Annotated in this window: 12 protein-coding genes; 5 read left to right on the forward strand and 7 right to left on the reverse strand. The window is 63.9% G+C overall.

The features are described 5' to 3' along the window. Positions 1–81: 81 nt before the first annotated feature. From VLA65_RS10715 to VLA65_RS10740, 6 genes are all read right to left on the reverse strand, one after another. Complete coding sequence (locus tag VLA65_RS10715) at positions 82–993, reverse strand: sugar phosphate isomerase/epimerase family protein (protein ID WP_332602484.1); 912 nt, start codon at positions 991–993, stop codon at positions 82–84. Next, on the reverse strand, positions 990–2213 hold the full coding sequence (locus tag VLA65_RS10720; RefSeq protein ID WP_332602485.1) for a Gfo/Idh/MocA family protein: 1224 nt from the start codon (positions 2211–2213) through the stop codon (positions 990–992). The genes VLA65_RS10715 and VLA65_RS10720 overlap by 4 nt, the downstream gene beginning before the upstream one ends. Continuing rightward, on the reverse strand, positions 2210–3055 hold the full coding sequence (locus VLA65_RS10725) for a sugar phosphate isomerase/epimerase family protein (protein ID WP_059388498.1): 846 nt from the start codon (positions 3053–3055) through the stop codon (positions 2210–2212). Before VLA65_RS10725 ends, VLA65_RS10720 begins: the two co-directional genes overlap by 4 nt. 2 nt (positions 3056–3057) lie before the next feature. Further along, positions 3058–3891: a carbohydrate ABC transporter permease gene (locus VLA65_RS10730; protein WP_307052942.1), complete on the reverse strand. Its 834-nt coding sequence runs from the start codon at positions 3889–3891 to the stop codon at positions 3058–3060. An 83-nt stretch (positions 3892–3974) separates the two neighbouring features. Next, positions 3975–4970, reverse strand: coding sequence for a carbohydrate ABC transporter permease (locus tag VLA65_RS10735; protein ID WP_332602486.1), 996 nt, complete (start codon positions 4968–4970; stop codon positions 3975–3977). A 12-nt stretch (positions 4971–4982) separates the two neighbouring features. Next, a complete protein-coding gene (locus tag VLA65_RS10740; RefSeq protein WP_332602487.1) occupies positions 4983–6338 on the reverse strand; it encodes an ABC transporter substrate-binding protein in 1356 nt (451 codons plus the stop codon). A gap of 185 nt (positions 6339–6523) precedes the next feature. On the opposite strand from VLA65_RS10740, the gene VLA65_RS10745 reads away from it, so the two are divergent. From VLA65_RS10745 to VLA65_RS10765, 5 genes are all read left to right on the forward strand, one after another. Then, positions 6524–7543, forward strand: coding sequence for a LacI family DNA-binding transcriptional regulator (locus VLA65_RS10745; RefSeq protein WP_284988616.1), 1020 nt, complete (start codon positions 6524–6526; stop codon positions 7541–7543). 170 nt (positions 7544–7713) lie between these two features. Beyond that, positions 7714–8535, forward strand: a complete 822-nt coding sequence (gene nadE, locus VLA65_RS10750) for an ammonia-dependent NAD(+) synthetase (RefSeq protein WP_059388495.1) — start codon at positions 7714–7716, stop codon at positions 8533–8535. Between the two features lie 255 nt (positions 8536–8790). Then, on the forward strand, positions 8791–10506 hold the full coding sequence (locus VLA65_RS10755; RefSeq protein ID WP_332602488.1) for an AMP-binding protein: 1716 nt from the start codon (positions 8791–8793) through the stop codon (positions 10504–10506). 26 nt (positions 10507–10532) lie between these two features. Further along, positions 10533–11039: a MarR family winged helix-turn-helix transcriptional regulator gene (locus tag VLA65_RS10760; RefSeq protein WP_306964104.1), complete on the forward strand. Its 507-nt coding sequence runs from the start codon at positions 10533–10535 to the stop codon at positions 11037–11039. 63 nt (positions 11040–11102) lie between these two features. Next, complete coding sequence (locus tag VLA65_RS10765; RefSeq protein WP_332602489.1) at positions 11103–11933, forward strand: sulfurtransferase; 831 nt, start codon at positions 11103–11105, stop codon at positions 11931–11933. On the opposite strand, the gene VLA65_RS10770 is transcribed toward VLA65_RS10765, so the two are convergent. After that, positions 11920–12699 (reverse strand): enoyl-CoA hydratase, encoded by a 780-nt coding sequence (locus VLA65_RS10770; protein ID WP_332602490.1) that lies wholly within the window; start codon positions 12697–12699, stop codon positions 11920–11922. The two genes, VLA65_RS10765 and VLA65_RS10770, sit on opposite strands and share 14 nt — an antisense overlap. Positions 12700–12736: the final 37 nt, after the last annotated feature.

Consider the following 12736-nt stretch of genomic DNA (forward strand, 5'->3'; position numbering starts at 1 on the left):
GCAACCTCCAAACAACACAGCAGCCGCTTGCCTCCGAAAGGCAAGCGGCTGCTGTGCTTTAATCGTGGACGCCCGGACCGGTCAGGATGCAGAAGCGGGATCGACGACGGCGAACCCCGCCAAGGCGGCTGCCTTCCGGACATAAGCCAAGTTGGACGCCGTCCGTTCCTCCAACGGAAGCTCGGTGGAAAAGTCCTCCAGTGTTACCCAGGAGTCGTAGCCGACGTCAGCGAGCGCCCGGAAGTAGGCGAGGACACTCGCCTGGCCCTCGGCAAGAGGGGCCCATTCGTTGACCCACACGGCCGCACCCGATTCGTCTTTCGAGTCGGTGCGGACCCAGCGGGCGTTCTTCACATGGACATGTGCCAAATAGGGGCCGAGGAGCTGGAGGGCAGGCAAAGGTGATTCCCAGCCCTCGATCAGCAGATTGCCGAGGTCGTGGATAACGCCGACATGCCGCGGATCCAGGCCTTCCAACAATCGACGGGCCGAGGAAGCCGACGCCGTCACGGTTCCATGGTGCAGTTCCACGAGGGCTTTGACGCCGTGGTGTGCTGCACGGGAAGCAACCCACTCGTAGTGTTCCCGCGTGGCTGCAAAGAGTTCCGGGTAGGGCAGGCCTGTGGGTTCCGGGCCGCCCATATTCGAGTTGCCCAGCGGCAGCACGTTCACCCGGACCTGCCCGGCACCCAAGGCCGCTGTCGCTGCGAGGACCCGATCGACGTCGTCGTGGTTGTCGCAGCGGGCGTAGCCGCCGAGGCCGGAGAATTCCAACCCTGAATCGGCGGTGAGCCGGGCAATCTCCGGGATCGAATCTTCCAGGCCCGTCATGGGCCAGGTGGCACGGTTCCCTGCCCAGAAGCCCGGTTCTGCTGCCTCTGCCTGGTCCGTGACCCGCCATTCGATGCCGTCCCACCCTTGGGCGGCGAGCTTGGTGGCGGCTTCCTGCGGCGACCATTCGGGCGTGGATGCGGTGAAGACGGAGAACTTCATGCCGATACCTCCTCGCGGGCGTCCGGGTGGGAAGCGGCCGCGCCGGTACGGACCTCCACGTTGTTGTACTTGCCCGCTATGACATCGTCGATCAGCACCGGCTGGCCCAGGGTTGCCGAGACATACAGGGCGCGCACCGTGGCCAAGGCGGTCACGGCGTCCCGGACGGTAACGCCCGCGGGGCGTCCTTCCCGGATCGCCGCGACGATGTCGCGGTACTGCCGGACATGTCCGGCCGGGTACACCGTGGGATCCAGTGCTTCGACGGTGTCGTCAGGGTATTTGGCGAGCTCGACGGCGGCCTGGTTCCCGCCGCCGAGGATGCCCATCGCACTGCTCTCCGAAGGATCGGCGGCGTCTGATGCGTGGAAGTACGCGAGGTCGTCGTTGTCGATCACTGCGGAACCCTTGCTGCCCATCACCTGGAGGCGGACCGTCAAGCCAGGGTACGCCGCCGTCGTCGCGTGCAGCACGGCAAGGGCCCCGGACTCGAAGGTGACGGTAGCTACGGCGGTGTCCTCCACTTCAACACCTTCGTGGGCGAGAAGGGCGGTCTTGGCGCTGATCTCAAGGGGCCGGCCGAGGAACCACAAGAGCAGGTCCACGGTGTGCACGCCCTGGTTCATGATGGCGCCTCCGCCGTCCATGGCCCAGGTTCCGCGCCATGCGCCCGAATCGTAGTAGCCCTGGCTCCGCCACCAGCTGACCGAGGCGACGGCCGAGGTCAGTGTACCGAAGCGTCCGGCTCGGCGGGCCTCGTCCACCACCCGGCTGGCCGGATCGAAGCGGTGCTGGCTGATCACCGTGGCCACCAAGCCCTTGGCCTCGGCGGCCTTGGCCGCAGCCAGGATCTCGTCCGCCTTGCCCAAGTCAACATCAAGGGGCTTTTCGATCACCACGTGCTTGCCGGCGTCGAGCGCTTCCAGCGCTTGCTGGATATGCAGCCCGCTGGGCGTCGAGACGATGACCAGGTCCACGGGTACAGCGGCGAGCGCCTCGGCGAGCGTCGGGAAGACTGCCGGCCTCGGGTCGCCCTGGGCTTCGATCTTGGTGGCGAGCGCCTCGGAAGCCTCGGAAACCACATCCACCAGCGCCGTGATGACGATCTCCGGGAATTCGCGGACCGCGGCCGAGTGGGTGCGGCCGATCACGCCGCACCCTACGATTGCGGCCCGGATCTCCGCGCCGGAAGCGCCGGAAGCGTTTGAGGCCTCGCTCACTTCGTCTCCACTCCTGCTTCATTGAGGACTTTCGCGAACGCCCTCGCTGCGATCCCGAACGCCGTCGGGCCGGAGAAACCGCCCAGTCCGTGGGCGCCGGCCAAGTGCGGCTCAAGGCTCGCGAAACCCGTGTAGCCGTCGGCCTTCAAGGCCTCGACAGTGCGGAGCACATCGCCGTCGCCCTCGCCCGCCGGGACCACGTGGGCGTTCGAGAACAAGGCATCCTTCACCTGGAGGTACTCAAGGTGCGGGCGGAGCTTGGCATAGGCGTCCTCGAAAGGCTTGACGCCCACCTGGACGAAATTCGCGGCATCCCAGGCCACTTTCAGCGCGGGAGAGGCCACGGTTTCGATGATGTCCAGGACCCGTTCGGGGATGTCTCCGTAGATGTCCTTCTCGTTCTCGTGCAGAAGAACGACGCCGGACTCTTCCGCCACGTCCGCGAGGGCACGCATGCGTTCGATGACCGCCTCCCGGATGCTCTCCACCGCCACGTCCTCGCCGTAGTAGAAGGAGAAGATCCGGATGTAGCGGGATTCCAGGACCTGTGCGGCGTTGACTGCCCGGCGGAGCCTTTCCACCTCGTGCTCGACGGGGAGGGAAACGTCCACTTTCCCGATCGGCGAGGCGATCGCGGAAACCTTCATGTCCGCGGCATCCAGCAAGGACTTCAATTCACGAAGCTGTGCGTCATCCAGGTCCACGATGTTGGTGCCCCAGGCGCTGCGGACCTCAATGTGCTTGGCTCCCAATGCCTGCATCACGGCAATCTGGATCTTGGGGTCGTCGTCGATCTCGTCGCCGAAGCCCGAGAGCTCCCATTCAACAGCTGGCGTGCTCATAGTTACTTGACTCCTCCGGCGGTCAGGCCGCCCACTAGGTAACGCTGGAAAATCAGGTACAGGATGACCACCGGGGCAGCACACACAAGGGAAGCTGCCATCATCTGGCCGTAGAAGGGAATCGCGCCGCCTTCCTGCGAGGCGCCGAAGACCTGGAGCGCGACGGCGGCGGTCTGGCTTTCCGGCCGCGTCATGACTGAGGCGAACAGGACGTCGTTCCAGCCGAGCAGGAAGGCGAAAATGCCGGAAACGACGACGCCGGGCCAGCTCAGCGGGAGGATGATCCGCACCAGCACGCCCAGGTTGCTGGCACCGTCGATCCTTGCCGCTTCTTCGAGTTCGCGCGGCAGGCCGCGCAGATAGGTGACCATCACCCAGGTGGAGAACGGCATCGCGAACGTCAGATAGGTGATGAACAAGCCCCACTGCGTGCCGATGACCTGGATGCCCAGATAGGTGGCGGACGAAGAGAACAGGACGAAGACCGGAAGGACCATGAGGGTGCCGGGAACCGACTGGAGTCCCAGCAGCCCGCGAAGGATCGTCAAGCGGCCGCGGAACTGGTAGCGGACCAGGACGTAGGCGGTGGCGATCGACATGAGCGCGGAGACCACGGCGGTGGAACCGGCCACAAGCACGCTGTTGGCCAAGCCGGTGGCCAGTCCAACGCTCGTCCAGATGGTCGAGTAGTTCTCAAAGGAGAAACTGGACGGGAAGAACTCGCCCCTGGCCACGCCGATGTCCGAGTTCACGGACGCGAGGAAGATGTACGCCACCGGAATCAGCACCAGGGCACACAACAGAGTCAGGATGATGGCGAGCATCGGCCCTGGCATGAGCCGGGTGACTTCATGCTGGCGCTTGGAGCCCGGACGGAAGTCCTCCTTCGATTTGCGTCCGACGGCGGTAGTTGCGGTGCTCACTTTTTGCCTCCGGGAGTTTCGGCGTCGTCGAGTTTGACGGCACGCAGATAGACGAACAAGGGAATCGCGATCAGGATCAGCGAGATGAACGCCATGGCCGCGCTGAGCCCGAACCGGAAGCTCTGGAAGCTGGTGACGTAGGTGAGGATCGGGAGCAGTTCCACATCGGACGGAGCAGGTACCCCGAACAGGACGAACGGCAAGGTGAAGTTGTTGATGTGGTGCAGCATGCCGATCAGGAATGCCAAGGAGAGCGGACCCTTCAGGTAAGGGAACACCACGTAGCGGAGCTTGTTCCACCACAGGGCGCCGTCAAGGGCCGAGGCCTCGTGGACCTCATGGTCCACGGACTGGAGCCCGGACAAAGCCAGCAGGTAGACAAACGGCCACGACGCCCAGATCTGGACAAGGATGAGCGTCCAATACGACTGGGGACCGTTGAGCCACAGTCCGGGGTCGATGCCCACCGAATGCAGCATGGAGTCGATGACGCTGCCCGGCTGGAACATGGTCCGCCACACCGTCGCCACCACGAAAGAAGGGAGGACGTAGGGGATCAGGAAGATGGAACGGATCACTGCCCGGCCCTTGAACGCGTTCTGGGTGGCGACTGCCCCGGCGATGCCGAGCGGGATAGTGACCACCATGGCGAGCAAGGAGTAGCTGACGCTGAGCCAGATGGCGTGCAGCAAAGGCGATGCGGTCAGCGCTTCGACGAAGTTCTGGACTCCGATGAACGGAGCGCTGACCCACTTGCGCAGCGAATACTGGTCCAGGTCCAGCCCCGACATGAAGATTCCGAGCAGGAGCGGCACTACGATGATGATTGTCATCAGCAGGCCGCCTGGAATCAGCATCCACAAGGGGCGGTTGCGTTCGCTCAGCCCCTTGCGGCGCCGGGAAGTGTCATTCGGTGACTGCGGGTCCGGCTTGGCAGCGCGGGACGACTTGCGGCGCGTGGACTTGCCCGCAGTCAGTGAATCGGTGGACATGTCAGTTCCTACTTACTTCGATGCCCGGTCGAGTGAGGCCTGGCCCTTGGTTTGTGCGTCCTTGAGGCGCGTCTGGAGGCTCGAGTCGTCCACGGAACCCTTGGAGAGATCAGGGATCGACTGGACCACTACGTTGACGAGGGCCAACTGAATGTCGCCCCAAGCGCCGGTGAAGGGCGTTGCCTTGGACTTGGCGGCGGTATCGGCAACCGGTTGGAGTATCGGGTTATTCAGAGACTTCAGCGCCTCGGCATTGGCGGGCAGATCTCCGAAGATCTTCTGGTAGTTCAGCTGCTCGTCCTTGGACGTGATGAGGTTGATGTAAGCGAAGGCCAGGTCCTTTTGCTTCGAGTAATCGGCGACAACCACGTTGTCACCGGAGAGGATGCTCGCCGCATTCGCGGCGTCGCCCTGCGGAGACGTCTGGCCCGGGGCCGTCGTCGGCATGGCCGTGTAAGCGTACTTACCGGCGACAGCGGACTTCTCAAGCGTCGGGACGGAACTCGAGGTCGTCATCATCAGATAACCGGCCTTGCCACTCGCAAATGCCGCCAGGGCGTTGCTGTTACTCCAGCCAACAGACGCCGGATCGACAACTTTGTCTTTGGTGAGCCATCCGAAGTACGTTTCGTAAGCCTTCTTGACCGTCGGGTCGTCGAGCTTGAGAGTCTTGCCGTCCACGAGCGGGTTGCCTGCCTGGACGGACATGGCCCAGATGAATTTCCACGGATCAAAGTTGTCCTTGTACCCGGTAGCGAGCCCAAAAGTTCCGGTGGCCGGGTTGGTCATCTTCTTGGCCTGGGCTGCGAGCTCGTCCCAGCTGGTGGCGGGCTTATCGATCCCCGCCGCCTTCAGGATGTCCTTGTTGTAGGCCATCACGAACGGCCGGCTGACGAACGGAATCCCCGCTTGGTGCTGGGCGTCCGGGCCAGAGATGCCCAGGGCTGCCTGGTTGAACCGGTCCTTACCGCCCACCTTCTTCCAGTCGTCATCGGACAAGGTCACAAAGGCCTTGGTTGCATAGGCCGTGGGGGTGAAGGTGGTACCGAGGCTATAGACGTCCGGGCCTTGACCCGACACCACGGAGGTCTGGATCCGTGTGAGTTCGTCATTTCCCGACGCGAACGTTTCGAATTCGACGTCGGCACCGGTCTGTGCCTTGAACTTGGCGGCAATATCCGTGAACCACTGCTTCTGCTGTGCCGGATAGTTTGCGTTGGAGTTGACCAGGACGCTCAGCTTCTTGCCCTTCCCGTCGACGGGCCCGACGCTCCCCCCGGAGCTGGTGCTTCCGCCTCCACAGGCGGTCAGAGCTAGGGCGGCTGTTACGACAACAGCGGCAAATTTGGCGGACGATGCAAACTTCATTGTTTTCCTCCCTGGAGACCCGATGGCCTCATTGGCGTGGTGCGCGTCACATCGGGTGATTTCTCCGAGTCTAGGGAAGCGCAACAGCGATGACAAGCGATTGCCAAAAATTGTCATCGGTGCTGCAATTGTGGGACAAGTCACTCGTTGAAGAGCGGCTGCGGCAGATGAGGAACACCTAGGCGATGGCAGAACTCCAGCTCCAGTCACCAGGCAGGCAGCCCACTATCCGCGATGTGGCGGAGCTTGCGGGAGTGGCAACATCAACAGTCTCGAGGGCCCTGAGCAATCCCGGCCGAGTGAACCGGGTAACGCGCGAGCGGATCGAAGAAGCGGCCGCGCAACTGAATTACATTCCAAGCTCCCAGGCCCGCGGGCTCAGCTCCGGACGCACCCAGACAGTTGCCGTCCTGGTTCCGGACATCACCAATCCGTTCTACTTCGACATCATCCGTGGGACGCAGCACCAGTTGAAGGCCGCCGGCTACACGCAATTGCTCGTAGACACCGAGGAATCAGCGGAGATGGAAGCAGATGCCCTGCAGAAAATGCGCCGCTCGGCAGACGGATTCATCCTTGCCGCGTCCCGCCTGACGGATGCGCAGCTGGCCGAGGCGGCGGCACAGCAGCCTTTGGTCACCATCAACCGGGCTCCGGCTATCGCACCCACCGTGGTGATCGATACGCCGTCAGCCATCATCCAGGCGCTGGAACATCTGGTCTCGCTGGGGCACACACGTATTTGCTTCGTTGGAGGCCCGGCCACGTCCTGGTCCAATGCCAAGCGGTGGCAGGCATTCCAGGACGAAACCACCGAGCGGAAGCTGACCACGTTCAGCGTGGGGCCGTTCGCGCCCAAGACCACCTCCGGAGCGGCCGCAGCGGACGCCGCAGTGCACACTGGGGCCACTGCGTGCATCGTCTTCAACGACCTGCTGGCCATCGGAATGCTGCAGCGCCTGCGCGAACGCGGTATTCGGGTGCCCGATGACATGAGCATTGTGGGCTGCGACGACATCTTCGGAGCCGATTTCTGCAACCCTCCCCTGACCACCATGGCGTCGCCCATTGAACAGGCCGGGCGAGTGGCCGTCTCCATGCTGTTGTCCAGGCTCAATCCCCAATATGGCGGCACCAGCCGGCGCCTGGCGGTCATGCCCACGCACCTCACGGTCCGGGCATCGACGGGCACCGCGCCGTCGTAATCCCCACCGACGCTCGCTCACTTATAGTGCGTTTTGGCGCGACCCTCGCTCACATCATGAGCGAGCGTTCCTCGATTGGCGCCCATATCTGAGCGAGCGTTCCTCGATTGGCGTGACACTTGAGGTGACACAGTTGAGTGTTTCAAGTACTGGTTACTAGTGTTGGGGACATGCGCACACTCCAGGCCACGATCATTGCGGAAATGGGCGTCCAGCCCCGGATCGACCCTGCCGAGGAGGTCCGCAAACGCGTCACGTTCCTGAAGGAATACCTCAAGGCCACACACACCAAGGGCTTTGTCCTGGGCATTTCCGGCGGACTCGACTCCTCCCTTGCCGGCCGGCTTGCCCAGCTGGCCGTCCAAGAGCTTGAGGCTGAGGGCGTCGAGGCGAACTTCGTGGCCGTCCGACTCCCTTACGGCACCCAGCACGATGAGGACGACGCCCAGGCCGCGCTCGACTTCATCCAGGCCAAGACCGAATGGACATTCAACATCTCGCGCGCAGTGGACGGTTTCGAGGATGAGTTCGAAAAGACCACGGGCGCGCGCATCTCGGATTTCCACAAGGGAAACACGAAGGCCCGGGCCCGCATGACCGCCCAGTACGCCCTCGCCGGCGAGCACAACTACCTGGTGATCGGCACGGACCATGGAGCCGAATCCGTCACCGGGTTCTTCACCAAGTTCGGCGACGGCGGCGCGGACATCCTGCCGCTCTTCGGCCTCAACAAACGGCAGAACCGTGCACTCCTCGCCGAGCTGGGCGCCCCGTCGCGCATTTGGGACAAGGTCCCCACGGCCGACCTCCTGGACGGCACGCCCGGCCGCACCGACGAGGACGAGCTCGGCATCAAGTACGACCAGATCGACGACTACCTCGAAGGCCGGGACGTCTCCGACGAGGTCGCGGAGACCATCGAACAGAAGTACCTGCGCACGCGGCACAAGCGCACCGTTCCGGTCACGATTTTCGACACGTGGTGGAAATAGCAATCGCCTGAACCGGCGCGCCGCCGTCACGCCGAGCGACTTTTTGCAGCGCACGACGGCGGTCTGCCGCGCCGTAGCGGGGGGCGCCACCGTCGTCATTCCACAAAAGCCTGCCCAGCGTGACTGGACGCAGCACCGCTCGGCTGCCTCTTCCAAACCCTTGGATGTCCTAGTATATTGCAGGTGAGGCGGATCACACGGGCAGTCCCTTCCCGGTCCGCGTTTACCCATTCCACGCAGGGCGAAAGGCAGACAATGACAGTCACCGACGACTTCCGTGCAGCCCGCGACCGGCTCCTTGAGCTGCGCACCGACTACTCCCGCGCACACAGCGAATTTCAGTGGCCCCGCTTCAGCGAGTTCAACTTCGCGCTCGACTGGTTCGACCAGATCGCAGCCAATCTCGCCACGGCCAACAACCCTGCGCTCGTCATCGTCGAGCAGGACGGTAGCTCCACCCGCCGCAGCTTCGCCGAGCTCTCCGCACGGTCCTCGCAACTCGCCAACTGGCTCCGAACCAAGGGCGTCCGTCGGGGAGACCGCATGATCATCATGCTCGGCAACCAGGTGGAACTGTGGGAACTCATGCTCGCCGGGATCAAACTCGGTGTGGTCCTGATCCCCACCACCACGCTCATGGGCCCACGCGACATCGCGGATCGCGTGGAACGCGGCGGCGCCCGCTGGGCCGCCGTCGGAAGCGCCAATATCGCCAAGTTCGCCGAGGTCCCGGGCGATTACACGCTCATTGAAGTGGGCGACGGCCAGACCCCCGGTGCCCTTCAGTATGTCGAATCGGGTTCCGCAGAGACGACGTTCGTCCCGGACGCCCCCACCGTCGCCGACGAAACCATGCTCCTCTACTTCACCTCGGGCACTACGTCGCGGGCGAAGCTGGTGGAGCACACCCACACCTCGTATCCGGTCGGGCACCTCTCCACAATGTATTGGATCGGCCTGGAGCCTGGAGACGTCCACCTCAACGTGGCGTCCCCCGGTTGGGCCAAGCACGCGTGGTCCAACGTTTTCACGCCCTGGATCGCCGAGGCCTGCGTCTTCGTCTACAACTACGACCGCTTCGATGCCAAGGCCCTCATGGAACAGATGGGCCGCGAAGGAGTCACGAGTTTCTGCGCCCCGCCCACAGTATGGCGCATGCTCATCCAGGCCGACCTGACCCTGCTCAAAACCCCGCCCACCAAGGTGGTTTCAGCGGGCGAACCGCTCAACGCCGAGGTGATCGGGCAGGTGGAGAGGGCCTGGGGCCAAACCATCCGCGACGGCTTCGGCCAGACAGAGTCAACAGTCCAGGTCGCGAACACTCCGGGGCAGCCGGTCAAGACAGGCTCCATGGGACGGCCGCTGCCGGGCTACGACGTCGTGCTCGTTGACCCTGCCACTGGCGAAGAGGCCGACGACGGCGAGCTGTGCTTGCGCCTGGACCCCCGCCCCGTGGGGCTCATGAAGTCCTACTTCGGCGACCCGGAAAAGACGGCCGAGGCTTTCCGCGACGGTTATTACCACACGGGCGACATGGCCAGCCGGGACGGGAACGGCGTCATTACCTACGTGGGCCGCGGGGACGATGTCTTCAAGTCATCGGACTACCGCTTGTCCCCTTTCGAACTCGAAAGCGTCCTGATCGAACACCCCGCGGTGGCGGAGGCCGCCGTCGTGCCCTCTCCGGATCCGGTGAAGCTTTCGGTGCCCAAAGCGTTCGTGGTGCTCGCCGCCGGCTACGAGCCCGGCCCGGCTGTGGCGGAGGACATCCTCAGATACTGCCGGCAGCATTTGGCGCCATTCAAGCGCATCCGGCGGCTCGAATTCGGCGAACTGCCCAAGACGATTTCCGGCAAGATCAGGCGCGTCGAACTTCGGGGCACGGAGGTGGCCCGCCATGGCGATGGTCCGCTGCCGGCCGGCCTGGGTGTGGAGTACACCGAGGACGAGTTCCCGAGTCTGAAAGAATAGGCAGCCAAGCAATGTCAGGAGGTACCGTGGGCAGCCCACTCCCCCGCGACCCCATCGCCGACGCCCAGCGAAACTGGGAACGCCACGGCTGGGGCGACGTCGCCGCGCCCATGGCGGCCATCACCGCGATCATGCGCACGCAGCAGATCCTGTTGGCGCGGATCGAGGGGGTCTTGAAACCATTCGGCCTGACCTTCGCGCGCTACGAGCTCCTGGCGCTACTGAGTTTCGCCCGCAGCGGCGCGCTGCCCATGAACAAGGCCAGCGCGCTGCTCCAGGTGCATCCGACGTCGGTGACCAACGCCGTCGACCGTCTGGAAAAGGCAGCCCTCGTGGTCCGCTCCCCGCACCCCACTGACGGGCGCACCACGCTGATCGAACTCACCGCGGAGGGCCGCACCCTCGCGAAGCGCGCGACGACGGCGCTCAACAACGAGGTGTTCGGCCAGTCCGGTTTCGGGGACGAAGACGTCGAGCACCTGATCCGCGTGCTCGGAGACTTCCGCAAGGCCGCGGGCGACTTCACGGACTGACCCCCTGACCACATTGCGAGATTCATATATCAAATAGTGAGACTCACACGTAGCATTGTGGCCATGAGCTCAGCCGTGGAACCCTTTGTCGACGTCGAATGGTTATCTCAAAACGGTCGCCGCGTGGTACTGGCCGATGTGCGCTGGTACCTCGACGGGCGCTCGGGCCGGGCGGCGTACGACGGCGGGCACATCCCCGGTGCCGTTTTTGTCGACCTGGATCGATGGCTCTCGGCTGAGGGATCGCCTCTCAAGGGAAGAAACCCGCTCCCCCCGCCGGAAGATTTTGCCCTTGGGATGCGGGAAGTGGGAATCAGCGACGACGACATCGTGGTGGCATACGACGACGCCGGCGGAGTCATCGCCGCACGCTTGGTTTGGATGCTGCGCGCCACAGGCCACAGCTCCGCCATTCTGGATGGCGGGTTGGCGAGCTACGAAGGGCCCTTGGAAACCGAACATCCTTCGAGGCGCGCAGGTGATTTCACCGCACAACCGTGGCCCAGGAACCGGCTCGCGGAGATCCATGAACTCTCAATCAAGGGGAACCTCGCGGTGGACGCACGCAACCGCGACCGATTCGAGGGCAGGCAGGACCCCATTGATCCAAGGCCCGGGCATGTGCCCGGCGCGCGGAACGTCCCGTGCAGGGAGAACCTGGACCCCGCCGGGAAACTGCGCAGCAAGGCCGAGTTGCTGCGCATATTCGCCACGGCGGGCATCACATCGGCCGAGAACGTGATCAGCTATTGCGGGTCCGGGGTGACGGCCTGCCACAATCTTTTAGCCCTGGAGCACGCCGGCCTCGGACACGGGCGGCTCTTCACGGGCGGGTGGTCCCAATACGGCCACGCGCTAGAACTCCCGGTCGAGCTCGGGACTAGCGGTGCTTGAACTCCGGCTGGCGCTTCTCGGTGAACGCCGCCATGCCTTCTTTTTGGTCCTCGGTGGCAAACAATGAGTGGAAGATCCTGCGCTCGAACAGGACACCCTGGGAGAGGCCGGTTTCGAAGGCTGCGTTGACGGCTTCCTTGGCCACCATGGCAACCGGTTTGGACTTGGACGCGATCACTTTGGCGGCCTCCAGGGCCTCCTCCACCACGGATGCGGCGGGCACGACGCGGGAAACGAGTCCCGCCCGCTCGGCTTCATTGGCGTCCATGAACCGCCCTGTGAGGATCATGTCCATCGCTTTGGCCTTGCCCACGGCATGGGTCAACCGTTGCGAGCCGCCCATGCCCGGAATGACGCCGAGGTTGATTTCCGGCTGGCCGAACTTGGCGTTGTCCCCGGCAATGATGAAATCGCACATCATGGCAAGTTCGCAGCCCCCGCCGAGGGCGAAACCGGACACCGCGGCAATCACGGGAATGCGCAGGCGCGTGAGGTTTTCCCAGGCGCGGAACCAGTCGGCGGCGTACATTTCCATGTACCCCTTGGAGGCCATCTCCTTGATGTCGGCGCCGGCCGCGAAGGCCTTCTCCGAGCCGGTGATCACCACGGCGCCCACCCCGGGATCCGCATCCATGTCCGACAAGGCGGCCACGATCTCATTCATTGTGGCCTGGTTCAACGCGTTGAGCGCCTTCGGCCGGTTCAGGGTCACCAAGCCCACCCGTCCACGGAGTTCCACCAGGATGTTTTCGTACTGCTGCGCCAAGCCGTGCCCCTTTTGTCGGTTGCTCAGTTGTGTCGGT

Source organism: Arthrobacter sp. S2(2024) (assembly GCF_036662515.1).
Taxonomy (GTDB): Bacteria; Actinomycetota; Actinomycetes; order Actinomycetales; family Micrococcaceae; genus Arthrobacter.

Excerpts from the sequence above, each read along its gene's own strand:
- VLA65_RS10730 (WP_307052942.1), bottom strand. The coding sequence starts at position 3,891 with ATGCCAGGGCCGATGCTCGCCATCATCCTGACTCTGTTGTGTGCCCTG.
- VLA65_RS10735 (WP_332602486.1), bottom strand. The coding sequence starts at position 4,970 with ATGTCCACCGATTCACTGACTGCGGGCAAGTCCACGCGCCGCAAGTCG.
- VLA65_RS10715 (WP_332602484.1), bottom strand. The coding sequence starts at position 993 with ATGAAGTTCTCCGTCTTCACCGCATCCACGCCCGAATGGTCGCCGCAG.
- VLA65_RS10765 (WP_332602489.1), top strand. The coding sequence starts at position 11,103 with ATGAGCTCAGCCGTGGAACCCTTTGTCGACGTCGAATGGTTATCTCAA.
- nadE (WP_059388495.1), top strand. The coding sequence starts at position 7,714 with ATGCGCACACTCCAGGCCACGATCATTGCGGAAATGGGCGTCCAGCCC.
- VLA65_RS10755 (WP_332602488.1), top strand. The coding sequence starts at position 8,791 with ATGACAGTCACCGACGACTTCCGTGCAGCCCGCGACCGGCTCCTTGAG.
- VLA65_RS10745 (WP_284988616.1), top strand. The coding sequence starts at position 6,524 with ATGGCAGAACTCCAGCTCCAGTCACCAGGCAGGCAGCCCACTATCCGC.
- VLA65_RS10740 (WP_332602487.1), bottom strand. The coding sequence starts at position 6,338 with ATGAAGTTTGCATCGTCCGCCAAATTTGCCGCTGTTGTCGTAACAGCC.
- VLA65_RS10725 (WP_059388498.1), bottom strand. The coding sequence starts at position 3,055 with ATGAGCACGCCAGCTGTTGAATGGGAGCTCTCGGGCTTCGGCGACGAG.